Annotated in this window: 18 protein-coding genes; 6 read left to right on the top strand and 12 right to left on the bottom strand. The window is 67.1% G+C overall.

Translation table 11 applies throughout. From position 1 onward, the window contains the following. The first annotated feature begins 121 nt into the window (after window positions 1-121). Complete coding sequence (locus EDC31_RS05050; protein WP_042057549.1) at window positions 122-733, top strand: ankyrin repeat domain-containing protein; 612 nt, start codon at window positions 122-124, stop codon at window positions 731-733. 37 nt (window positions 734-770) lie between these two features. On the opposite strand, the gene EDC31_RS05045 is transcribed toward EDC31_RS05050, so the two are convergent. From EDC31_RS05045 to EDC31_RS05035, 3 genes are all read right to left on the bottom strand, one after another. Continuing rightward, window positions 771-1844 (bottom strand): site-specific DNA-methyltransferase, encoded by a 1074-nt coding sequence (locus tag EDC31_RS05045; RefSeq protein WP_042057608.1) that lies wholly within the window; start codon window positions 1842-1844, stop codon window positions 771-773. 8 nt (window positions 1845-1852) lie between these two features. Beyond that, entirely contained in the window at window positions 1853-2491 is a 639-nt protein-coding gene (locus EDC31_RS05040; RefSeq protein WP_042057552.1) for a ribonuclease HII, read from the bottom strand. Between the two features lie 145 nt (window positions 2492-2636). Continuing rightward, window positions 2637-2927 carry a CsbD family protein gene (locus tag EDC31_RS05035; protein ID WP_042057554.1) on the bottom strand — a complete coding sequence of 97 codons (291 nt, stop codon included), beginning with the start codon at window positions 2925-2927 and terminating at the stop codon, window positions 2637-2639. Between the two features lie 257 nt (window positions 2928-3184). Between EDC31_RS05035 and EDC31_RS05030 the strand changes: the two genes are divergently transcribed. The 4 genes from EDC31_RS05030 to EDC31_RS05015 are packed head-to-tail and all read left to right on the top strand — an operon-like array spanning window position 3185 to window position 12444. Continuing rightward, complete coding sequence (locus tag EDC31_RS05030; RefSeq protein WP_042057556.1) at window positions 3185-4411, top strand: efflux RND transporter periplasmic adaptor subunit; 1227 nt, start codon at window positions 3185-3187, stop codon at window positions 4409-4411. A gap of 25 nt (window positions 4412-4436) precedes the next feature. After that, a complete protein-coding gene (locus EDC31_RS05025) occupies window positions 4437-7613 on the top strand; it encodes an efflux RND transporter permease subunit (protein ID WP_042057557.1) in 3177 nt (1058 codons plus the stop codon). After that, the gene (locus EDC31_RS05020; RefSeq protein WP_081797507.1) at window positions 7610-10906 is read left to right on the top strand and encodes an efflux RND transporter permease subunit; all 3297 of its coding nucleotides are present in this window, start codon (window positions 7610-7612) and stop codon (window positions 10904-10906) included. Before EDC31_RS05025 ends, EDC31_RS05020 begins: the two co-directional genes overlap by 4 nt. Next, the gene (locus tag EDC31_RS05015; RefSeq protein WP_042057559.1) at window positions 10903-12444 is read left to right on the top strand and encodes an efflux transporter outer membrane subunit; all 1542 of its coding nucleotides are present in this window, start codon (window positions 10903-10905) and stop codon (window positions 12442-12444) included. Before EDC31_RS05020 ends, EDC31_RS05015 begins: the two co-directional genes overlap by 4 nt. An 88-nt stretch (window positions 12445-12532) precedes the next feature. On the opposite strand, the gene EDC31_RS05010 is transcribed toward EDC31_RS05015, so the two are convergent. From EDC31_RS05010 to nadA, 3 genes are all read right to left on the bottom strand, one after another. Beyond that, the gene (locus tag EDC31_RS05010) at window positions 12533-12706 is read right to left on the bottom strand and encodes a DUF1328 domain-containing protein (protein ID WP_042057561.1); all 174 of its coding nucleotides are present in this window, start codon (window positions 12704-12706) and stop codon (window positions 12533-12535) included. Window positions 12707-12847: 141 nt separating this feature from the next. Further along, window positions 12848-13708, bottom strand: coding sequence for a carboxylating nicotinate-nucleotide diphosphorylase (gene nadC / locus EDC31_RS05005; RefSeq protein WP_042057563.1), 861 nt, complete (start codon window positions 13706-13708; stop codon window positions 12848-12850). A gap of 152 nt (window positions 13709-13860) precedes the next feature. After that, on the bottom strand, window positions 13861-14865 hold the full coding sequence (gene nadA / locus EDC31_RS05000) for a quinolinate synthase NadA (protein WP_042057564.1): 1005 nt from the start codon (window positions 14863-14865) through the stop codon (window positions 13861-13863). A gap of 233 nt (window positions 14866-15098) precedes the next feature. On the opposite strand from nadA, the gene EDC31_RS04995 reads away from it, so the two are divergent. Beyond that, window positions 15099-15815 (top strand): MgtC/SapB family protein, encoded by a 717-nt coding sequence (locus EDC31_RS04995; protein WP_042057566.1) that lies wholly within the window; start codon window positions 15099-15101, stop codon window positions 15813-15815. Window positions 15816-15822: 7 nt separating this feature from the next. Here EDC31_RS04995 and EDC31_RS04990 read toward each other — a convergent pair whose 3' ends face one another. From EDC31_RS04990 to EDC31_RS04965, 6 genes are all read right to left on the bottom strand, one after another. Then, the gene (locus EDC31_RS04990; RefSeq protein WP_052511803.1) at window positions 15823-16695 is read right to left on the bottom strand and encodes a hypothetical protein; all 873 of its coding nucleotides are present in this window, start codon (window positions 16693-16695) and stop codon (window positions 15823-15825) included. A gap of 55 nt (window positions 16696-16750) precedes the next feature. Continuing rightward, window positions 16751-17806: a hypothetical protein gene (locus EDC31_RS04985; RefSeq protein WP_132126932.1), complete on the bottom strand. Its 1056-nt coding sequence runs from the start codon at window positions 17804-17806 to the stop codon at window positions 16751-16753. A 27-nt stretch (window positions 17807-17833) separates the two neighbouring features. Continuing rightward, a complete protein-coding gene (hslO, locus tag EDC31_RS04980; RefSeq protein WP_042057614.1) occupies window positions 17834-18775 on the bottom strand; it encodes an Hsp33 family molecular chaperone HslO in 942 nt (313 codons plus the stop codon). After that, window positions 18775-19782, bottom strand: a complete 1008-nt coding sequence (gene argF / locus EDC31_RS04975) for an ornithine carbamoyltransferase (RefSeq protein ID WP_042057569.1) — start codon at window positions 19780-19782, stop codon at window positions 18775-18777. The genes hslO and argF overlap by 1 nt, the downstream gene beginning before the upstream one ends. Next, complete coding sequence (locus EDC31_RS04970) at window positions 19779-20972, bottom strand: aspartate aminotransferase family protein (protein ID WP_042057571.1); 1194 nt, start codon at window positions 20970-20972, stop codon at window positions 19779-19781. Before EDC31_RS04970 ends, argF begins: the two co-directional genes overlap by 4 nt. Before the next feature lie 165 nt (window positions 20973-21137). Further along, window positions 21138-22685, bottom strand: coding sequence for a D-aminopeptidase (locus EDC31_RS04965; protein WP_042057573.1), 1548 nt, complete (start codon window positions 22683-22685; stop codon window positions 21138-21140). Between the last annotated feature and the right edge of the window lie 208 nt (window positions 22686-22893).

Genomic DNA, 22893 nt, shown 5'->3' with positions numbered 1-22893 from the left:
CCCGGCGGGGCGGACAGAGCCCGAAACGCGAACCGGGACACGCCGAGGCAAGGAAGGAGTCGCGTCGCCGCGCACATTGAGGTAAAATCGGTTTTACCCTCTTTGTCCGACAAGAGCCTCCATGATCCTGCGCCGCCCCCTTGTTCTGCTGCTGACTACCTCTCTCGCCGCGTCGCCGCTGCTGTTCGCGCCCCTGCGCAGCGCCCATGCGCAGGAGACGCAGGCCGAGCAGGAAGCCGAACAGGAAGCGGAGGAGGCGCATGCCAAGGCGGAGGCCCGGAACGCGGCCAAGCGCGCCGCCCCACCTTCCGCCCTCCCCGGCGCGGAAGCGCAGGAGCAGGAATCAGGCCACGCCAATGTCGATCTGAACCCGAACGACGCCCTCTTCGACGCCATCAATCGCGGCAGCCTCAATGCCGCCAAGGAAGCGCTCAATCGCGGCGCGGACATGCGGGCGCGCAACGTGCTGGACCAGACGCCGCTCGACATGGCGATCGACCTCAACCGTAACGACATCACCTTCCTGCTGCTCTCCATGCGGACCTACAATCCCGAAGGGACGATGGAGGCGAGCACGGAACACAAGGATGTCGATGCGGACAAGAAGGGCAACGGCCATCTGGCGATCAAGGCGACCGTCAAGCAGCCGGCCCTCGCCCTCGCCTCCAAATACGACGCGAGCGGCGGCAGGCCGATCCCGGAGATCGGCTTCCTCGGCTTCTCGGGAAAATAGGCGCGCGCCGACCGGCGAGACGTTCAGCGCAACGACGTCACCCCGCTTCGCGCAACGGGTCCGGCTCCGTCCGCAGCACGTCGATCGGCACCAGCGCGCCCTCCCGTTCGAAATGCCAGAAGGTCCACCCGTTGCAGGACGGCGCATTGGTCAGCAGCGCACCCAGCTTGTGGATGGACCCGCGCTGGCTGCCGGACACGACCGACCCGTCGGGCGCCACCGTGGCGCAGACGCGGCGCGCGCGGTCGAAAAGCTCGGTTCCCGCGGGCAACACCCCCCGCTCGACAAAGCTGCCGAACGGAATCCGAGGCGTTTCGCGCCGCGCGGGCGTGACGGCCAGTTGCTCCTCCGCGAGCGGCGTCTCGCGGTCGATCCGCTCCTGTGCGGCGGCGATGTAATCGGGGTGGCGCTCGATGGCGAGGTAGCGGCGCCCCATGCGCTTGGCCATGGCCGGGGTGGTGCCGCTGCCGCAGAAGGGGTCGAGCACCGTGTCGCCCGTCCGGGTCGAGGCCAGCAGCACGCGATAGAGCAGGCTTTCCGGCTTCTGCGTCGGATGCAGCTTCAGCCCGTGCCGGTTGCGCAGGCGCTCGTTTCCCGTGCACAGGGGCAGATACCAGTCGCTGCGCATCTGCACGTCGTCGTTGAGCGTCTTCATCGCCTGATAATTGAAGCGATATTTGCTCTGGGGCTCCCGGGCCGCCCAGATCAGCGTCTCATGCGCGTTGGTGAAGCGCCGCCCCCGGAAATTCGGCATCGGATTGGCCTTGCGCCAGATGATGTCGTTCAGGATCCAGAAGCCGAGATCCTGAAGGATCGCGCCGAGGCGGAACACGTTGTGGTAGGAGCCGATCACCCAGATCGTGCCGTCCTTGTGCAGGAGGCGACGCGCCTCGCTCAGCCAGGCGCGGGTGAAATGATCGTAGGTGGCGTAGTCGTCGAACTTGTCCCACGCATCGTCCACCCCGTCCACGACGCTCTCGTCCGGACGGCGCAGTTCCCCGCGAAGCTGGAGATTATAGGGCGGGTCGGCGAAGATGCAGTCCACCTGCCCGTCCGGCAGGCTCCGCATCACCTCGACGCAGTCGCCGCGAAGAATCGCGTCCCTCGGCATGTCCTCGCTCACGACGCGGCCTCCATGGCAAAGAGCGCAAGCTGGTCGCGCACCGGGGCGAAGCCGCGCCGATGGTGCCGCGTCAGCCCAATGCTGCGCAAGGCGGAAAGATGCGCCGCCGTGCCATAGCCCGCGTTCCGCTCCCAGCCATAAGCGTCATGGCGGCGGGAAAGCCGCGTCATCGCACGGTCCCGCACCACCTTGGCGATGATCGAGGCGGCGGCGATGGACAGGCTCAGCCCATCTCCTCCCACGACAGTCCGCACCGGACAAGGGAGATCCGGCGCGCGATTGCCGTCGACCAGCGCCATGGCGGGAACCAGCCGGAGCCGCGCCAGCGCCCGGCGCATCGCCAGCAGCGTCGCCTGACCGATATTCAGCCGCTCGATCTCCGGCACGGAAGCCGCGCCGAGCGCCAGTTCCACCCCCGGCGCGGCGCATAACGCCACAAAGGCGCGCTCCCGCCGGGCGGCGCTCAATTTCTTGGAATCGTCGAGCAGGACGGCCAGCCCTGCGGGCGGAACCAGGCGGAAGACCACCGCCGCCGCGACCACCGGCCCCGCGAGCGGGCCGCGCCCCACCTCGTCCAGCCCGGCGACGAGGACATCCGGAGCGCCCAGCGCGGCTTCCAGCGAAAAATCCGGCATTCCCCTTGTCGCACTCCCCCGGAACATCCTGCGGGGAACGCCCCCCGAATCGCTTTTGAATCAAAGCGATTCGGAAAGCAAATGCTTCGGCGTCCGCGACGCGCAAAAAGACGGCCGGGATGCGGAAATCCGGCTTTCCCTCGCCTTATTTCCCGCGGCGGCCGAAGAGGAGCGCGCCGATCAGCGTGCCGATCACCGCCACGATCCCCAAAGCGAGAAGCGGACGGTCCTGCACGAAGGCCGTCGCCATTTCCAGCCGGCTCTCCGCATCCTCGTAGAGATCGGCGAATTCCTGCTGCGCCATTCCGGAAAGCTGGTCCACCTTGCCGCTGGCCTGCAACCCGGCATCCCCGGTCAGGCCGCCCACCGCGTCCTTCACGCGCCCCTTGGCTTCATCCAACAGCCCCTCGGCCTTGGCCTTGGTCGTATCGTCCATCTGCTTCCTCCTGTGAGTCGGGACTCGATCATCCGGTATCACTCACTTCACCTCAAGACAAACGGCCTCATGACGTGACAGTTCCACACGGAAGCGCAACGAAAGAGACGGAGAGTTACATTTGTTATGAAACGTTGCGATACCTGAACCAGAATTTAGCTTGTGCCATGTCTTTGCTTGCGGATTTGCTTTATGAACCAGACGGCGCGCGATCGCGCCCCCTTGCGGCAAATCTACAGGATGGAAGACCAGACGATATGGACGAGCAGACGGCACGCCCTTCGCAGGACCGCCAGCTCCACGCGACGACCACGCCGCCAAGCAGAAAAAAACGCTGGGTCGCCATCGGTCTTTTGGCCGTTTTCATCGCACTGATCGCGGTCGCCTTTTTGCGCCCGCATCACAAGACGGGCATGGCGGGCCCCGGCCGCCACGCCCAGACGGGAGACCAGCCGACCCCGGTGGGCGTGGCGCAGGTGAAGACCGGCGACATGCCCGTCGTCCTGACCCTGCTCGGCACCGTCGTGCCGATCACCAACGTCACAGTGGAAGCGCGCGTCACCGGCTATCTGATGCAGGTGAACTTCAAGGAAGGCCAGCACGTCAACCAAGGCGACGAGCTGGAGCTGATCGATCCGCGCCCCTATCAGGTCGTCGTGGACCAGTGGGAAGGCACGCTGGCGCAGGACAGCGCCCTGCTGGCGGCGGCCCGTATCAACAACCGCCGCTACCAGACGCTGCTCAAGCAGAACTCGACCGCCGCCATGACCGCCGTGAACCAGGAATATACGGTCAAGCAGTACGAGGGCACCGTCAAATACGATCAGGCGCAACTCGACGCCGCCCGGCTGAACGTGATGTACTGCCACATCATCGCCCCGGTCTCCGGCCGCATCGGCATCCGCGGCGTGGACAAGGGCAACTACGTCACCGGCGGCTCGACCACGCTCGGCACGCTGACCCAGATGCAGCCGATTTCCGTGATCTTCACCGTTCCGCAGAACGAACTGCCCCGCGTGATCGACCGGATGAGCGCGGTGGGCATGCTCCCCGTCCAGGCATGGGACGCGGCGAACGAGAACAGGATCGCCGACGGCACCGTCAAGGCGCTCGACAGCCAGATCGACACCGCGACGGGCACGGTGCGGATGCGCGGCATCTTCCCCAACGAGGACGAGCATCTCTTCCCCAACCAGTTCGTCAATGCGCGCCTGATGGTCGATACGCTGCACAACGTCATGCTCGTGCCGAGCAACGCGCTCCAGACCGGACCCAACGGCCAGTTCGTCTACGTCGTCCAGCCGGACAACACCGTGGCCGTGCATCTCGTGAAGATCGGGATCGCCAGCAACGACACGACCGTCGTGGTGTCCGGCGTGAAGCCCGGCGACCGCGTGGTGACGGACGGCACCAACCATCTGCGCCCCGGCGCGAAGGTCACGATCGCAGCCGACGCCCCGGCGCCCGCTTCCGGCGGTCAATAACGGGTCCTGGCGGAGCGGCAGAAACATGAATCCTTCGCGCATCTTCATCGAGCGCCCGGTCGCGACCTCCCTGCTGATGGTCGCGATCTTCCTCTCCGGCCTGCTCGGCTATCATTTCCTGTCCATCTCCGCCCTGCCGCAAGTCGAATACCCGACCATCACCGTCTCGACCTTCTATCCCGGAGCGGGGCCGGACGTGATGGCGACCTCCGTCACCGCGCCGCTGGAGACGCAGCTCGGCCAGATGCCGGGGCTGGACCAGATGACTTCCCAATCCTCGGGCGGCGCGTCGGTCATCACCCTGCGATTCGGTCTCGACATGTCGATGGACATCGCCGAGCAGGAGGTCCAGGCGGCGATCAACGAGGCGAACTCGCTCCTGCCGACGGACCTTCCCGCCCCGCCGATCTACGCCAAGGTCAATCCGGCGGACACGCCCGTCCTGACATTGGGCATCACCTCCGCAACGCTGCCGCTCACCGAGGTGGAGGATTACGTCAACACACGGCTGCAACAGAAGATCAGCCAGATCTCCGGCGTCGGCCTCGTCTCGCTCTCCGGCGGCAACCGCAAGGCGATCCGCGTGCGGATCAACGTGCCGAAACTGACCTCCTACGGCATCGCGCTGGACACAGTCCGCACCATCATCACCACCGTCAACGTCAACTCGCCCACCGGCACGTTCGACGGCGAGCACCGCTCCACCACCCTGCGGATCGACGGGCAGATCAAGTCGGTCGATCAACTGATGGACCAGGTGATCGCCTATCAGAACACCGGACCGATCCGCCTGCGGGATGTCGGCGAGGTCGTGATCGGGCCGGAGAACGACCAGCTCGCCGCCTGGGCGAACGGCAGGCCGGGGCTGATCCTCAACGTGCAGCGCCAACCGGGCGCGAACGTCATCTCCGTGGTGGACAACATCATGGAGGTGCTGCCGCAGCTTCGCAAGACGCTGCCCTCGGGCATCGAGATCACCCCGCTGACCGATCGCACCACGACCATCCGCGCCTCCGTCGCCGATGTCGAGTTCGAACTCGCCATCGCGATGGTGCTGGTCGTGCTGGTGATCTTCGTCTTCCTGCGCAACGTTCCGGCGACGATCATCCCCAGCCTCTCCGTGCCGCTCTCGCTGATCGGCACGCTGGCGATCATGTATCTGCTGAACTTCTCCCTCGACAACCTCTCCCTGATGGCGCTGACCATCGCCACCGGCTTCGTCGTGGACGACGCCATCGTGGTGATCGAGAACATCGCCCGCTACGTCGAGATGGGCGAGGACCGCTACACGGCGGCGCTGAAGGGCTCGCAGGAGATCGGCTTCACCATCATCTCGCTGACCGTCTCGCTCATCGCCGTGCTCATCCCGCTGCTGTTCATGAGCGACGTGCTGGGGCGTCTCTTCCACGAATTCGCGATGACGCTGGCGATCACCATCGTCCTGTCCGCAGTGATCTCGATCACGCTGGTGCCGATGATGTGCGCCCGGATGCTGGCCGAGCGCCCGCACGACCCGCTGCACGGCTCGCGCTTCCAGCGCTGGTCCGCGCGGACGGAAGAGCGGATCGAGGCCCTCATCACGGGATACGGGCGCTGGCTGGACGTGGTGCTGCGTCATCGCGTGCTCACGCTGGTCGTCGCGACGGGAACGCTCGTGCTGACCTTCGTGCTCGCCTGGTACATCCCCAAGGGCTTCTTCCCCGTGCAGGACACGGGCGTGATCCAGGGCGTCACGGAGATGGCGCAGACCATCTCCTTCGACAGCATGAAGCAGCACCAGCAGGCCGTCGCCGCCGCGATCCTGCGCGACCCCGATGTTGCCAGCCTGTCCTCCTTCGTGGGAATCGACGGGCAGAACATGACGCTGAACGAGGGGCGTCTGCTGATCAACCTCAAGCCGCTCGAACAGCGGAGCGCGGATCTCCAGACCATTCTCGCGCGGCTGACGGCTGCGGGGAACAAGGTCTCGGGCGCGCGGCTCTATCTCCAGCCGGTGCAGGATCTCTCGCTGGATTCGACCGTCACCGCCACGCAATACCAGTTCATGCTGGAAAATCCGGACTATGACGCCTTCAAGACGTGGATTCCGAAATTCATCAGCATGCTCCGGAAGGAGCCTTCGCTGGGCGACGTGACCTCCGACCTCATGGCGGAGGGGCTCGTGGCGCATGTCACGCTCGACCGCTCCAACGGCGCGCGCTATTCGATCACGCCGCAGACGGTCGACAATCTGCTCTATGACAGCTTCGGCCAGCGCCAGGTTTCGACCGTCTACACCCAGTCGAGCCAGTATCGCGTCATCCTCGAGGCCGATCCGCGGTTCAAGACGTCCCTCACGCAACTCCGGCAACTCTACCTGCCCGGCATTTCGAGCAATATGGGGCAGGACAGCTCCGGCCCGACGCGCCTTCCGAGTTCGGGCCTCGTGCCGCTGACGCAGGTGACGTCGGTGACGCGCGGCACGGCGCCGCTGCTCATCACGCATTACGGGCAGTTCCCGGCGACTACCGTCTCCTTCAACGTGGCGCCGGGATATTCGCTGGGAACCGCGACCAACGCGATCAAGCGGGTGGAGAAATCGATCGGACTGCCCGCCAGCTTCGAGACCGCCTTCGAAGGCACCGCCGCCGCCTTCCAGACCTCGCTGGGCAACGAGCTTTATCTCGTAATCGCGGCGCTGGTGGCGGTGTATATCATCCTCGGCATTCTCTATGAGAGCTTCGCCCATCCGATCACCATCCTCTCCACCCTCCCGTCCGCGGCCATCGGGGCGCTGATCGCGCTCTGGATCTTCGGCATGGATCTGGACGTGATGGGCATCATCGGCATCGTGCTGCTGATCGGCATCGTGAAGAAGAACGCCATCATGATGATCGACTTCGCGCTGGAAGCGGAGCGTGTGGAAGGCCACACGCCGATCGACGCGATCCGTCAGGCGGCGCTGCTGCGTTTCCGCCCGATCCTCATGACCACGCTGGCGGCCTTCTTCAGCGCGCTGCCCCTGATGCTCGGCCATGGCGTCGGGTCGGAACTGCGCCGCCCCCTGGGCGTCGCCATCGTCGGCGGCCTGCTGCTCTCGCAGCTCATCACGCTCTTCACCACGCCGGTCATCTATCTCCTGATGGATGATCTCGCGGCACGGGCGCGCCGCGCCTTCGGCCGCGGCCAGCATCCGCGCGCGGCGGAACAGGCGGGCGAGTGAATCTCTCCCGCCCCTTCATCCTCCGCCCCGTCGCCACCACCCTGCTGACCCTCGGGCTGGTGATCAGCGGGCTGCTCGGCTATTCGCAGCTTCCCGTCGCGGATCTGCCGAACGTGGACATGCCCGTCATCATGGTGCAGGCCCAGCAGCCGGGCGGCTCGCCCTCGGAAATCGCCAGCACCATCGCCGAACCGCTGGAGCGCCATCTCGGCGCGATCGCGGGCCTGACCGAGATGACCTCGCAATCCATGGTCAACCAGGTCCGCATCCTCCTGCAATTCGATCTCGCGCGCGACGTGAACGGCGCCGCGCGCGACGTCGAGGCCGCGTTGCAGGCGGCGCGACAGGATCTTCCCGCCGGGAGCCTCCGCAGCAACCCGACCTATCAGAAAGCGAATCCCAACGGCGCGCCCATCCTCGTCCTCGCCCTCACCTCGAAGACGCGCACGCCGCAGGCGATCTACGACTTCACCACCAATGTCGTGCAGCAGCAGCTCAGCGAAATTCGCGGCGTGGGCGGCATGGAGATCGGCGGCGGCGCGCTCCCCGCCGTGCGGGTCGAACTCAATCCGCTGAAGCTCTACAAATTCGGCATCGGCTTCGAGGACGTGCGCGCCGCGCTCGTCTCGGCCAACGCCCATACGCCCAAAGGCTTCATCGAGCAGAACGGGCAGCGCTTCACGCTGGACACCAACGACCAGGCGACCCAGGCGCAGGCCTATCGCAACCTCGTCATCGCCTATCGCGACAACGCGGCCGTCCGCCTGAGCGACGTGTCGATCGTGCGCGACAGTGTCGAGAACCTCCGCACCTCCGGTTATTTCAACGGGGAACGGGCGGTCATCGCGCTCGTCTTCGCACAGGCCGGGGCGAATGTCGTGCAGACGATCGACCAGATCAAGCAGCGTTTCGACCTCATCCGCGCGGCGCTGCCGCCGGATATCGAACTCCACCTCGCCGTGGACCGCTCCCAGACCATCCGCGCGGCGCTCGACGACACCAAGCTGACCCTCATCATCGCCGTGGTGCTGGTGGTGCTGGTGGTGCTGCTCTTCCTGCGCTCGCTGCCGGCGATCATGATTCCGGCCATCGTGGTGCCCACCTCCATCATCGGCACGTTCGGCGCCATGCGGCTGCTGGGCTATCAGCTCGACAACATGTCGCTCATGGCGCTGACCATCTCCACCGGCTTCGTGGTCGACGACGCGATCGTGGTGCTGGAGAATGTCAGCCGATATCTGGAACAGGGCGTGGCGCCGGTTCCGGCCGCCCTGCGCGGCGCGGGAGAGGTGGCGTTCACGGTCATTTCCATCACCGTCTCCCTGATCGCCGTGTTCATCCCCATCCTGTTGCTGGGCGGCCTGCCGGGACGGCTCTTCCATGAATTCGCCATCACCATCACGCTGACCCTGGTGATCTCCATGGGGCTCTCCCTCTCCCTGACCCCCATGATCTGCGCGCTGCTGCTCAAGCCCATGCCGTCGGGAGAGACGCGCGGCCGCGTCAGCCATGCCATCGAGCGCGGCCTCTCCGCCGTGACGCGGGGCTATGCGGCCTCGCTCGAATGGTCGCTGCACCATCAATGGCTGATGGTGCTTTCCCTGCCCGCGACGCTGGTGCTGGCGGGCGCGCTCTTCGTGGAGATGCCCAAGGGATTTTTCCCCACGGAGGATACCGGCCTCCTGATGGGGCATCTCGTCGGCGACGAGACGAGTTCTTTCGGTCAGATGTCGCAGCGCGCGCAGCTCGGCACGCGCATCATGGCGCATGACCGCGACATCGCGAACGTCGTGGGGTTCGTCGGCGGCCGGCAGGCCAACACCGCCAATCTGTTCTCCTCGCTCAAGCCGAAATCCGAGCGCAACGACACGGTGCTCCAGACCATCGTCCGCATCACCCGTCATTTCCGCGGCATGGTGGGCACGCAGTTCTACCTGATGCAGCCCGGCGCGGTCCGCGCGGGCGCGCGCGGCGGCAACGGCGCGTACCAGTACTCGCTGCAAGGCCCGGACGCGGACGAGCTTTATGCCTGGACGCCGAAGGTCGTCGCGGCCTTCCAGCGCCTGCCCGAACTGATGGACGTCTCCTCCGATCTCGACGAAGGCGGCGCGGCGCTGGATGTCAGGATCGAGCGCCCGACGAGCGCGCGCGTGCAGATCACGCCGCAGCTCATCTCCAACATTCTCTACGACGCCTACGGACAGCGCGCGGCCTCGGTCATCTATCGGTCCAACAACCAGTATCGCGTCATCATGGAGGCCGCGCCCCGCTTCTGGCATGATCCCCATTCGCTCTACCAGACCTGGATCAGCGTGTCGGGCGGCACGGCGGCGGGCGGCACGGCGTCGAACAACATCCGCGCGCGTCTCACCACGACAACCAGTTCAGGCAGCTCCGACACCACCAGCAGCGCCTCCTCCCAGGCGGCGCAATCCTACCAGAACCAGATGGCGAACAGTCTCGCGGGCGGCAGCAACGCCTCCAGCGGCGCGGCCGTCACGACGAGCGCCGAAACCATGGTGCCGCTCACCATCGTCTCGCGCATCACGCCCGGCGTGACATCGCTCAGCGTCAACCACCAGGGTCAATCCGTCGCCACCACTGTGTCCTTCAATCTCCGTCCCGGCGTGTCCCTCGGCCCGGCCATCGCCGCGATCAACGCCGCGCTGGTGAAGATGCACATGCCGACCGAAATCCGCGGCGGCTTCGCCGGCAACGCCGCGCAGTTCCAGAAATCGGTGAGCGCCGAGCCGCTCATCATCCTCGCCGCGCTGATCACCGTCTATGTGACGCTGGGCGTTCTCTACGAGAGTCTCGTCCATCCGCTGACCATTCTCTCCACCCTGCCCTCGGCGGGTGTCGGCGCCATCCTCGCATTGCAGGTCTTCAGAGAGGAGTTCTCGCTCATCGCCATGATCGGCGTCATCCTTCTGATCGGCATCGTCAAGAAAAACGCCATCATGCTGATCGACTTCGCACTCCAGGCCCAGCGCGCGGGCAGTTCCGCATATGACGCCATCCACGAGGCGAGCCTGTTGCGCTTCCGGCCGATCATCATGACGTCGCTCGCGGCGGCCCTGGGCGCCGTGCCGCTCATCGTCGCGAACGGCTACGGCTCCGAACTGCGCCGCCCCCTGGGGATCGCCATCCTCGGTGGGCTGGTCGTCAGCCAGGCTCTGACACTCTACACCACGCCCGCCATCTTCCTCATGCTCGAACGGGCGCGCGAGGCCACGCACCGCGCCGTCCGCTCCTTCCGCCGTCCCCACCAGCAGGATATTCCCTCGACATGACCGCCGCCCTTGCCCCCCGCTCCGCGCGACGCACCCTTCTGCTGGCCGGCCTCTGCCCCTTCGCCCTCAGCGGCTGCTTCATGGTGGGGCCGGACTATCATCGCCCCCCCGCCGTCATTTCGGCCAAGTTCAAGGAAGCGCCCAAGCCGCCGCCGGGCTGGACGGTCGCGCAACCGCAACTGGCGGAAATATCAAAGGGGAAATGGTGGGAGATCTACCACGATCCCGAGCTGAACAGGCTCGAGGAGCAGGTGGCGCTGAACAACCAGAACCTCAAGGAATACGAGGCGCAGTTCCGGCGCGCCGAGGCTCTGGTGGACGAGGCGCGCGCCGCGCTTTACCCGACTCTGACCGGCTCGGCCTCCTTCGCGCGCAACTCGCGCGGCGCGTCATCGACGAGCGCCAATGGCGGCACCCTTGTGACCTATCATACGCAGGTCACGGAGAACACCTGGACGACGTCGCCGAGCGCGAGCTGGGAACCCGACATCTGGGGCAAGGTGCGGCGCCAGATCCAGGAGAACGTCACCTCCGCCCAGGCCGCCGCCGCGACGGTGGCCAATGCGCGGCTCTCCTATCAGGCGCAGCTCGCCATCGATTATTTCGAACTCCGCTATCAGGATAGCCTGCGCAAGCTCTATGCCCGCAATGTCGCCTATTACCGCCGCGCCTATCAGATCGTGGAGAATCAGTACAAAGCAGGCGTGACGGACCCGGCCACGACGCTCCAGCAGAAATACGTCCTCGAAGCGGCCGAGGCCTCCGAGACCCAGGCGGGCGTGCTGCGCGCGCAATATGAGCACGCCATCGCCATGCTGACAGGCCATGCTCCGGCCGAACTCAGCATTCCCGAGGGCGATCTCCCGGCCACGCTGCCGCCGACGCCCAACGCCGTGCCGTCGGACCTGCTCCAGCGGCGGCCGGACATCGCCCAGGCGGAACGGAACATGGAGAGCTACAATGCCGAGATCGGCTATGAGATCGCAGCCTTCTATCCGACGATCACGCTCAGCGCGCAGTACGGCTATTCGGGCGATCCCGTCCAGACGCTGATCCAGGCCGCCACGCGTTTCTGGTCGCTCGGCGCATCCTCAAGCGAAACGCTCTTCGCGGGCGGCGCGCGCACGGCCGCGGTGCGGCAGGCCAGGGCGGATTACGACAATGCGGTGGCGAACTACCGCCAGACGGTCCTCGCCGCCGTGCAGGGGGTCGAGGACCAGTTCTCCAACCTGCGCATCCTCGCCCAGCAATACACGCAGCAAAATGATGCCGTGACCTCGGCGCAGGAAGCCGTGCGTGTGGCCAGCAACGAATACCTCGCCGGGACGCAGGTTTACACCACGGTCATCACCGCCCAGCAAAGCGCCTTGCAATATGAGGTCACGGCGCTGCAGATCCGCGAGCAGCTCGCCGTCGATCATGTCACGCTGATCGAGAATCTCGGTGGCGGCTGGAATGTCAGCAGCCTGCCGACCAAGGCTTCGCTCCAGACCAACAATCCCCTGCTCCCGGAATTTCTCTCTCCCACGAAGCAGTAAGCTTCGCCTGCCGCTTTTTCCTTGCCGCAACAAGAAGGCCCCTTTCGGGGCCTTTTTCGTGACCGCTCCCAGCCCCCGTCAGGGACGCTCAGGTCACGGCCTTGGTGATGAAGAGGGCAATGACGAGGAACACCACGAAGAGCGTGATCGCGATGAAGAACAGGATTTTCGCAATTCCGGCGGAAGCGGCCGAAATGCCGGAAAAGCCGAACAAGCCGGCCACGAGGGAAATGATGAGGAAGAACAGCGCCAGCTTCAGCATGGGATCTGATCCTTGGAAGTGAAATCGGGACGTGATGCCGATGTAACGTGGACGTAAGCTTCGGGTTCATCTTTCAAATCCCCGCCCCTGAGCCGGAGTCGGGGAAGAGCTTTCTTTATGACGGATTCCGTTGCGTCTACGTCACAGATCGATATCGAGACCGATATCGAGCGCCGTCACGCTATGGGTCAGCCATCCGAGCGACAGCACGTCCACCCCCGTCTCGGCGATGTCGCGCGCCGTTCCGGGCGTGATCCCGCCCGAGGCCTCGGCGATCGCACGGCCGCCGATCATCCGCACCGCCTCGCGCAGTTGAAGGGGCGTCATGTTGTCGAGCAGATACGCGTCCGCCCCGCCCCCCTTCTCCGCGATCGCCTCCGCGAGTTGCTCCAGCGTATCGACCTCCAGCTCCACCGCCATCAGATGCCCCGCCCGCGCCCGCGCCGCCGCCAGCGCGGCATGCACGCCGCCGCACAGGGCGATGTGGTTGTCCTTGATGAGAATCGCGTCGTCCAGCCGGTAGCGGTGATTGCTCCCGCCCCCCGCGCGGACGGCGTATTTCTGCGCCGCGCGGAGCCCCGGCAGCGTCTTGCGCGTGCAGCACACCCGCGCCTGCGTGCCCGCCACCGCCGTTACCACCTCCCGCGTCGCGGTGGCGATTCCGCTCAGATGGGACAGCAGGTTCAGCGCCGTGCGCTCCCCGGCCAGCACGGTTTCCGCCCGCGCCTCCACCACCGCGATCGCCTGCCCGGCCGTCACCACGTCGCCATCGGCAGCGAACGCCTCGAACCGCGCCTCCGGCTCCAGCAGGGCGAAGGAGAGCCGCGCCGCCGCCAGCCCGGCCAACACGCCGTCCCGCCGCACGCGGAACATCGCCCGCAGCGTCGCGTCGGGCGGCGCCAGCGCCTGTGTCGTCACATCCCCGCCCGTGCCGAGATCTTCCAGCAGCCCGGTGCGGACGATCGGTTCCCAGAGAAGATCGGGCAACGGAGCGAAAGTCATTGGGGATGTCCTTTGTGTGTATCGTGCCACTGAAAGCGCGCGGCGTTTCCTTGTGAGGCCCCGCCGTCACATGATCGGAAGTCTTTTTTGCCCTGCGCTCCGGTCGTTCTTCCTCGGAAAAAGCAGAAGACCCGGCCCCGCCCACGCGCCCGTCACCGGATGTCCAGCATCCGCTCGACGGATCGCCGGGCCGCCGGGATCAGGGCGTCCGGAATCTCGACTGCCCGCGTCATGGTTTCCAGTGCGTTCCGGATGGCGGGCAGGGTGATGCGCTTCATATGCGGGCAGAGATTGCAGGGTCGCACGAACTGCGTGGCCGGGAACAACGCGGCGAGATTGTCGCTCATGGAGCATTCCGTGACCAGCAGCGCCTTGCCGGGCCGTTTCTCCGCCACGAACTGCATCATGCCCGCCGTCGAGCCGGAATAATCGGCCTCGGCGACCACCTCGGGCGGGCATTCGGGATGGGCCAGCACCACGACGCCCGGATGCATCCGGCGGTATTGCCGGATCTCCTGCGGCGTGAACTTCTCATGCACCTCGCAATGACCCGGCCAGGTGATCATCTCGATCCCGGTCTCGTTGCGGACGTTGCGCGCCAGAAACTCGTCCGGAATCATGATGACGCGATCCACGCCCCACTCCCGCGCCACGGTCTCGACGACCTTGCGCGCATTGCCGGAGGTGCAGCACACATCCGTCTCCGCCTTCACGGCCGCCGAGGAATTGACATAGGTGATGACGGGAACGCCCGGATGCGCCGCCTTCAGCGCGCGCACGTTCTCCGCCGTGATGGAATCCGCCAGCGAACAGCCCGCCCGGTCGTCGGGGATCAGCACCGTCTTGCCGGGATTCATCAGCTTGGCCGTCTCGGCCATGAATTCCACCCCGGCCATGACGATCACCGAGGCTTCCGTGTCCTGCGCCTCGCGGGCCAGCGCCAGACTGTCGCCGCGCATGTCGGACACGCAATGGAAGATTTCCGGCGTCTGGTAGTTATGCGCCAGGATCACCGCGTTACGCTCGCATTTCAGGCGCAGGATCGCCTCGATATCGGCCGCGAACCGCTCTTCCCAGTCCTCCCGCGCCATGATCGACGCCACGGGCGCATAAAGCGCGTCCCGCGACGGGAGTTCGACGGGTGCAAAACGGTCCATTGCCGCATCCCTTCAGCTTCACGGGAACCAGATCGCTGATCCTGCGCAGGAGTTGAGCCCCGGCGCGCATATGTCAAGGGGCGGCGGCTCCGGAGCGGGGGTTTTGATGCGGGACGCCGCCCTGCCCGGCGGAGTCCGCAGGGCCCGAAAATCGAATTGGCAGAGTTGACCCGAGCCGCTAAGGACAAGCCCCGCACCCCGCCCTGCTCCCGACGGCAAGAAGGGAGGCGCTCATGCGCTTCATCGAAACGTTCGATCCCCACTCCTTTGCTGACAGCTGCGTCAGTCTGTTCACGGCGCTGCTTTTCGGCACGCTGATCGGCGCGGAACGCCAGTACCGCCAGCGCACCGCCGGCGTGCGGACGAACGCTCTGGTCGCTCTAGGCGGGGCGGCTTTCGTCGATCTCGCCCAGCGTCTGGCGGGCGATGTCGAATCGCTGCGCGTCATCGCCTATGTCGTGTCGGGCATCGGCTTCCTCGGCGCGGGGGCGATCATCAAGGAAGGGGTCAACGTGCGCGGCATGAACACCGCCGCGACCCTCTGGTGCTCCGCCGCCGTCGGCGCCTGCACCGGCAGCGACATGGTGGCGGAAGCCACGCTGCTGACCTTCTTCGTCATCGCGGGCAACACGCTCCTGCGCCCGGTGGTGCGTTTCATCAACCGGCTGCCGGTCCAGACGAAGACCATGGACAGCGGCTATCTCATCACCGCCACCGTCACCCGCGACGCCGCCCTGCGGATCGCAGCCCTCGTGGAAACGACCATGCGCCAGCATGGCCATCAGGTGGAGCGCTCCAGCATCACCACGCGGGACGAGATGGACTGCACCCTGCGCACCACCCTTCTGCCCCGCGAAGGCGGTCCCGCCGGGCTGGACCGGCTGCTGGCCATGCTGATCGCCGACGACGCCGTGAAGGAGGCCGACTGGCGGCTGAATGCGGACGGGTGAGACGCCGTCAATGCGATGCGGGGAGCGCGAGCGTACCGGGTTTCGGGGAGTGCGCGACGGTCTGGGACGCCGCATCTTGTGTCGCGGACTGGTCGGACGGGGACGGGGCGGCTTCGGGCGCGCCGGTCGGGAAGACCGCATCCGGCAGCGCTGAAGCCGCCGGTCTGGCGGTCTCGGCAGGCGTCGCCTCGGGCATGGCCGGGACCGGAGCCGCCGTTTCGCCGGCAGGAGAAGCGCCGGCCGCGTCCCGGGTCGAGGAGGTCAGGGATTGTTGCTGGATGGTCTGGTCCAGCGGCGCGCCGGTGGCGTCCACCAGCCAGTCATGCAGGGTCTTCTTGATCTGGTATTCCAGCTCGACATTCATGTCCTGCATCATCTGCGACGTGAAATCATAGAGAACGGCGCGTGATTCGGGATCGCGGTCGCCCGGATTCATGGTGCGGCTGACATGGGCCTCGGCATAGCCGGCAGGCGCGCCCGTCGGGGTCAGGATGGAGACCTGCACGTTGAGATCGCCCTGAAGCGTGCCGCCGGGTTCATGGAGGATGGAGGCGCGGGTGATGGTGAAGGTGGCGCTCCCTTCCACGCCGCTCGCGATCAGCCGGTCACGCGCCATCTCCTCCAGCGCCTGTTGCGGCGGGACCGGCGACTTGGCGGAAATATCGCCGGGGACCGTGCCGGGCGGCGACTGGTCGACGATGCCGATCCGCCCGACATTGAGATGAAGCTGGGAGAGATAGGTATAGGTGAGAGGCGGGAAATTCTGCTCCGCCTCGTCATCCGCGCAGGAGGCGAGGCCCAGCGGCAGAAGCAGCGCGCAACACGCGACGAGGAAGCGGCAGCGGCGGACGAAGGCGGGAGCGAAGGTGAGGGCTGGCATGGGTCTCGGGCTTCTCTGTCGTGGCGTGCGGTTCGGGGGCTGAAGGCGGCTTCTGTCAGTCGTGTCGTCGTTTGAAAATCCCGCGCAACCTGCCCATGACGCCGGTTGGGCCGAGGCGAGACGGCGAGGGCATCGCGGAATCGGGGACCGGGGCGGCAAGGCCGGTTTCGTGCAGGAAATCCCACGCGGCGGAGCGCGATTGCATCGGCGAGGGGCCGTTCGCCTCGGCGGAGAGACCGGCCTCGACGGGAGAAGGCGGCGAGGCCAGCGCGGAGGCGTGGCCGAGCCCGTATTCCCTGGCGTCGAAGCTCGCGGCTTCCGCGATCGACCGGACATGGGCCGGGTGGGTCAGATACCAGCCCAGCAGCCGCCCCGGCAGCATGACCGCATCGGGGTGATCCGCGATGACCAGCCGGGCGGCGGGGCAGAAAAAAACGGGAGCGAGCCCGGACGGCTGCGCCGTCTCGCGTTCGGGCCACGCCAGATAGAAGGCGGCGTCCTGCGCCTCGGCATGGAAGCGATGGACGGAAAACCCTTCGACCGCGATCGTGATCTGGGCGCGCAAGGGCGTGTCGTCGAAGGGCGAGAGCAGCACGCGCGCGGCGGCGCCGGGCCGCGTCTCCAGCAGGCGCCGGACGGCGGACGTGTCGAGAGCGGGGCCGGAGGCGGCGAGCCCGTCACTGCTCCGCGCCTCGGCGACGGAGCGCAGCGTCATGCCGGCGAAGTGACGCACGCTCCATGCGGCGGCGATCTGCGACGCAAGGCAGGTCGCGGCTTCCGGCAGGAAAAGCGGCGGCGGGCGCGGCGTGCCCGCGAGGCTGTGCACTGCAAGCTCCGCCAGCGAGGCGGCGATCGGCCCCATCGCGGTGTCGAGACTCATCCCCTCCAGGGCCTCGATATGACAGCCCCGGACGGCGCGGGTCTCGTCGAGATACCAGACGGTCTCCCGGCCGGAGTCCCGGTCGCGGAGAATCAGCCCCAGCGCCTCCCCCGAAATCCGGACGGCCAGCCCGGGCTCCCACTGGTCGTACAGCCGCGCGACGGGCTTGCCGTCCCGCGTGACGCCCTCAAGGAGGGCCCAGGGGACATCTCCGGGGCCGGATGCGGTCATCGACGACTCCATGCTGCCGTTCACGGGTCACGCGGCAGGGCCGGGCGCGCCCGCAACCTCGTCGCGCGAGAAGCGGAAGTGCACGTTGCAGAACTCGCACGTCATGACGATGGTTCCCTCTTCCGCCATATGGTCGAGATCGTCGCGCGGAAAGGTGGCCAGCAGGGCGGAGAGCCGGGCGCGGGAGCAGCGGCAGCCGAACGCGAGCGCGCGCGGCCGGTCGATCCGCGGGTCCATCGTGCCGAAGAGACGGTTGATGAGCGTCATGCCGTCCAGGGCGGGGTCGAGGATTTCATCCTGCGTCACGGTGGCGGCGAGAATCCGCGCGGTGGCCCAGTCGTCCTCCGCCTGCGCGGCGTCGGCGGCCGGTGTGAGACCGCCTTCGCCGGCGATGCGCTCGATCACCAGACCGCCCGCCTGCCACCCCTCGTCGCGCCGGGCGGCGTGGAGCGCAATCCAGCAGGGATGCTGCTCGCTCGTCTCGTAATAATGCATGGCCATCTCGGCCAGCGACTCACCCGTAATGGCGACGATGCCCTGATGCCGTTCCGTCTCCGCCCCCTGATCCAGCGTGAAGGCGAGATAGCCCGCGCCCACGAGAGCGGCGTCCGGGGCGGAGGACGGCGCCTCCCCCTCCGCGCGCAGATACACGCGCAGATCGCCGCGCTCCGTGCAGTCGGCGACGAGCTGGGACACGGGGCCATCCCCCTTGATCTGCAAGGAATAGGAGCCCTGGAATTTCAGCGCCGTGCTCATCCCGGCGATCAGGGTCAGCGCCTTGCCCGCGAGGGCCAGCGCGGCCTGAGGCGCATCGTGACGCGACAGCAGCGCGTCGGCGAGCGGCCCGAGGCGGATCAGCCGCCCGCGCACCGGGCTTCCCGCCAGATGGAAGGGAATGACGCCGCGCGAGACGACGAGATCCGGCACGTCCGGGCGGCTGGTGTCCAGAAAGGCGGGCGTCTCGATCATCATCCCTGCCGCGGCTCGCGCGCCGCGGCTTTCCAGTCCTCGCCGCCGAGCGCCCAGAGCAGGAGTCCCTTCTGCGCGTGCAGGCGGTTTTCCGCCTCGTCGAACACGACGGACGCCGGGCCCTCGAACACGTCTTCCGTCACTTCCTCCCCGATATGGGCGGGCAGGCAATGCATGAACAGCGCGTCGGGGCGGGCAAGCCGCATCAGCGCCGCGTTCACCTGATAGGGGCGCAGCGCGTCCAGCCGGGCTTCGGATTCCTGATCCGACATGCTGGTCCAGGTATCCGTCACCACGCAGTCAGCATCCGTCACCGCGCGTTTCGGATCGCGCACGACCTCAATGTCGGCGCCTTGCGCCCGCGCCCAGGCCAGCACCTGCGGATCGGGCGTCATCGATTCCGGCGTGGCGAGCGTGAGCGCGAAACCGAAGCGCGCGGCGGCCTCGATCAGCGAGGCGGCGACATTGTTGCCGTCTCCGGCCCAGGCCCAGCGCGTGCCCGCCACCGGGCCGCGATGCTGCTCATAGGTCATGACATCGGCGAGAATCTGCACCGGATGGGAGCGCGGGGTCAGCCCGTTGATCACGGGGATCGTGCTCCAGCGCGCCAGTTCGCTCATCTGCGCCGCGTCGCCCGTGCGGATCACCAGCGCGTCCAGGAAACGCGACAGCACGCGCGCCGTGTCGGCGAGGCTCTCCCCGCGCCCGAGCTGCATCTCCCCCGGCGAGAGCACGGCCACCTCGCCGCCGAGCTGCTTCATCCCGATCTCGAAAGAGAGGCGCGTGCGCGTCGAGGGTTTCGAGAGCATGACGCCCAGCGCGCGCCCGGCCAGCGGGCGGGCGGGATGCAGCGGATGGGCGCGCCCGTGCTGCATCCGCTTCACGGCCGCGCCGACATCGATGATCTCTCGCAACGTCCGCGCGTCGATATCCCGCATTTCCAGAAAATGACGGATCGGCTCTCCCGCCCTTGTGCCGGCGGAGGGGCGTTTCGCTGCCGCGCTCATGCGGCCATGCCTCCCGCCTTGTCCGCCAGCGCCGCGGCGGCGCGGGCGAGGCGGGCGCAGGCGTCGCGGCACTCGTCCTCGGTGACGATCAGCGGCGGGACGAGCCGCAGCACGTTGTCGCCCGCCGAGACGGCGAGCAGCCCCTCATGCAGCGCGGCCTGCATGACGTCGGCCAGCGGCGGCACGCAGCGCAGGCCGCGCATCAGCCCGATGCCGCGCGCATCGGAGAAGACCTCCGGCCAGTCCCGCACCAGTTGCTCCAGCATCCCGCCCAGCGCCTCGCCGGTTCGGCGCACATGCTCCATGAAGCCGGGGCTCAGCAGCTCGTCCATCACCACGTTGCCCGCCGCGCAGGCCAGCGGATTGCCGCCGAACGTCGTGCCATGCGTGCCGGGCGTCATGTGGGAAGCGACCTCCTCCGTGGCGAGGATCGCGCCCATCGGGAAACCGCCCGCGATTCCCTTGGCGACGGAGATGATGTCCGGCTTCACGTCGTACCATTCATGCGCGAAGAGCCTGCCCGTGCGGCCCATGCCGGTCTGCACCTCGTCGAAGCCGAGAACGAGGCCGAACTCGTCGCAGACCTGCCGCAGCCCCTGCATGAAATGCCGGTCGGCGACCTTGATGCCGCTCTCCCCCTGCACGGGCTCCACCATGATCCCCGCCGTCTCCGGCGTGATCGCGGCGCGCAGCGTGTTGAGATTGTTGAACGGCACATGGTCGAATCCCGGCACGGGTTCGCCGAATCCCTCCAGATAGGCCGGATTGCCGGTGGCGGCGAGCATCGCCAGCGTGCGCCCGTGGAACGCGCCGTCACAGCAGATGATCCGCGTGCGCTCGGGATGGCCGCGCATGGCCTGGTCCCGGCGGATCATCTTCACCATGCCCTCATTGGCTTCCGCGCCGGAATTGCAGAAGAACACGCTGTCGGCGAAGGAATGCGCGACGAGCTTGGCCGCCAGCTCCTCCGCCTGCGGAATGCGGTAGAGGTTGGAGACATGCATGACGCGCCCCGCCTGCTCCGCGATGGCGGCGATCAGCCCCGGATGGGCATGGCCGAGCGAGGAGACGGCGATCCCCGCGCCGAAATCCAGGAATCGTCGCCCGTCCGCCGCGAACAGCCAGGCGCCCTCGCCCCGCTCGAAGGCGAGGTCGGCGCGTTTGAAGGTCGGCATCAGGACGGGAATCATGGCATCAAGGCCCGGAAAGAAGTTGCAGCGACGCGAAACGCGAACACCCCGCGCTGCCGTCCGCCGGACGCATGGGCCGGAGGTGCAGGCGGGGTGTGAGAGTCCGCACCGGCATGATGCGAAATTTCGGGCGGTCCCGTCAAATCATTGCACGCGCCGCGCCTGTCACGGGCTCCGTTCAAAGAGCAGGTTCCGGGCGATCCAGCAGCCGACCCGCGCGCCCGTCACCACGCCGGACGCATCGCGGTTGAAGGCGAGCGTCCAGTGTCCCGGCGGGGAGTGATCCAGCGCGCGCAGGCAGGGCAACAGCCAGACATCGCCGCCCAGCGGTTGCAGCCGCTCCATGCGGCCGAGCCCGAGCATGCCCGAGAATCCGCCATAGAGCGCGCCGCCCGCATCGGTGACGGCCAGATCCGCCTCCAGTTCGGCGCAGCGATAGACTCCCGCGATGTCGCGAGCGTTCGGCGCGTCGGGCAGGCGGCGCAGCAGGCTGGTGCGGTTTTCCTGCGGGCGATGCATCCGTACCACGCCGTCGGCCAGGGTCAGCCGGGTCGCGTCGCGTCCCGCCTCGTCCGGTCCGATCTCCTCCAGCGTTTCCGCGCCGTACAGATAGGAAACCGACACCCCGCGCGCGCCGCGCGTGACGCGCACGGCGAGGCCGGTCTCCTCTTCGAGGAACGTCCCGGTCAGCCGGGACTCGGCGGGAGACGGGGCGACGGCGGGGCGCGACGCATCGAGAAAGGCGGCGGCGAGCTTGAGCGCCGCGCTATGGGCCTCGCTCATATGGTTGAACAGCACCACGACCGAGAGACGTTCGGAAGGGATGTGCAGCCGGTGGCTCCTCCAGCCGCGCAGCGCGCCGCCATGGCTGGTCGCCTCCCGTTCGAAGAGGCGGGAATGGACGAGACCGAAGCCGTACGGCGCCGGAGCGCCCTCCGCGAAGACGGTCGGCGCGCTGAGGCGGTTGTAGAACCCTTCCGGATCGTCGCGCTGCGCGTCGATGGCCTGTTCCCAGGCGATCATGTCGTCGAGGCTCGCGCCCAGCCCGGCATCGCCCGTCCAGTACACATTGTTCACGGCGGGACGGAAGCCTGTCGCCTCGCTTCCTTCATAGCCTTCCGTCGAATCCGGCATCGCGCGGGTCTCGGCGGCGAGGAACGCCGTCGCCATGCCGAAACGATCGAAGATCCGCGCCCGCAGGAGTTCGCCGAAGCTCCGGCCCAGCTTCTCCTCCAGCGCGTCGGAAATCAGGCGGAAATTCTGGTTGACGTAGGAATAGCTCGTGCCGGGACGGAACTGGAGCGTCCGCGTGCCCGCGATCACACGCCGCGCCTCCACATCGCCGAAAGCGGATTCGGCAGGCGCGCCGTGCAGCATCGCCACCCCCCAGTAATCGCGCAGGCCGGACTGGTTATGCGCCAGATGCAGCGTGGTCGGCGGCGGCTCGCGCAGCAGGGGCAGCCGCGCGGCGATCAGCGGGTCCAGCACGGCGGGATCGTCCAGCGCATCCAGCAGCAGGGTGCAGGTGAACTGTTTGGTGATCGAGCACATGCGGAACAGCGTGCCGCGCGTGAAGGGACGGCGCGTTTCCGCATTGGCGTAACCCCAGCACCGCGCCTCGATCACATGGCCCTCATGGATGACCGCCGCCGCGCCGCCGGGTCCGGGATACCGTTCGGGAAGGCTGGCGAGGGCGGCGTCAAGCGCGGTCATAAGCGTTTCGTTCCTGTGGAGATTGACATCCGCCGATCAGAGCGCACTCCGGCGCGACACGTCAAACCCGTGCCTCCAGTTCCCGTTTCGCGGCCCCTCTTTTGCAACGAAAACGAATTATTTGTTTCATTCAAGCTTCACACACAACAGGGAGGCGCGCCCCTAGTTTCCGGTTTCTCATTTCGAACCCGACATATGGAACCCGACG

It is taken from the genome of Acidomonas methanolica, from assembly GCF_004346035.1.
Taxonomy (GTDB): Bacteria; Pseudomonadota; Alphaproteobacteria; order Acetobacterales; family Acetobacteraceae; genus Acidomonas; species Acidomonas methanolica.
This window is presented reverse-complemented; position numbering and strand designations above follow the sequence as displayed.

Excerpts from the sequence above, each read along its gene's own strand:
- EDC31_RS05050 (WP_042057549.1), top strand. The coding sequence starts at position 122 with ATGATCCTGCGCCGCCCCCTTGTTCTGCTGCTGACTACCTCTCTCGCC.
- EDC31_RS05045 (WP_042057608.1), bottom strand. The coding sequence starts at position 1,844 with ATGCCGAGGGACGCGATTCTTCGCGGCGACTGCGTCGAGGTGATGCGG.
- EDC31_RS05040 (WP_042057552.1), bottom strand. The coding sequence starts at position 2,491 with ATGCCGGATTTTTCGCTGGAAGCCGCGCTGGGCGCTCCGGATGTCCTC.
- EDC31_RS05035 (WP_042057554.1), bottom strand. The coding sequence starts at position 2,927 with ATGGACGATACGACCAAGGCCAAGGCCGAGGGGCTGTTGGATGAAGCC.
- EDC31_RS05030 (WP_042057556.1), top strand. The coding sequence starts at position 3,185 with ATGGACGAGCAGACGGCACGCCCTTCGCAGGACCGCCAGCTCCACGCG.
- EDC31_RS05025 (WP_042057557.1), top strand. The coding sequence starts at position 4,437 with ATGAATCCTTCGCGCATCTTCATCGAGCGCCCGGTCGCGACCTCCCTG.
- EDC31_RS05015 (WP_042057559.1), top strand. The coding sequence starts at position 10,903 with ATGACCGCCGCCCTTGCCCCCCGCTCCGCGCGACGCACCCTTCTGCTG.
- EDC31_RS05010 (WP_042057561.1), bottom strand. The coding sequence starts at position 12,706 with ATGCTGAAGCTGGCGCTGTTCTTCCTCATCATTTCCCTCGTGGCCGGC.
- nadC (WP_042057563.1), bottom strand. The coding sequence starts at position 13,708 with ATGACTTTCGCTCCGTTGCCCGATCTTCTCTGGGAACCGATCGTCCGC.
- nadA (WP_042057564.1), bottom strand. The coding sequence starts at position 14,865 with ATGGACCGTTTTGCACCCGTCGAACTCCCGTCGCGGGACGCGCTTTAT.
- EDC31_RS04995 (WP_042057566.1), top strand. The coding sequence starts at position 15,099 with ATGCGCTTCATCGAAACGTTCGATCCCCACTCCTTTGCTGACAGCTGC.
- EDC31_RS04990 (WP_052511803.1), bottom strand. The coding sequence starts at position 16,695 with ATGCCAGCCCTCACCTTCGCTCCCGCCTTCGTCCGCCGCTGCCGCTTC.
- EDC31_RS04985 (WP_132126932.1), bottom strand. The coding sequence starts at position 17,806 with ATGACCGCATCCGGCCCCGGAGATGTCCCCTGGGCCCTCCTTGAGGGC.
- hslO (WP_042057614.1), bottom strand. The coding sequence starts at position 18,775 with ATGATCGAGACGCCCGCCTTTCTGGACACCAGCCGCCCGGACGTGCCG.
- argF (WP_042057569.1), bottom strand. The coding sequence starts at position 19,782 with ATGAGCGCGGCAGCGAAACGCCCCTCCGCCGGCACAAGGGCGGGAGAG.
- EDC31_RS04970 (WP_042057571.1), bottom strand. The coding sequence starts at position 20,972 with ATGATTCCCGTCCTGATGCCGACCTTCAAACGCGCCGACCTCGCCTTC.
- EDC31_RS04965 (WP_042057573.1), bottom strand. The coding sequence starts at position 22,685 with ATGACCGCGCTTGACGCCGCCCTCGCCAGCCTTCCCGAACGGTATCCC.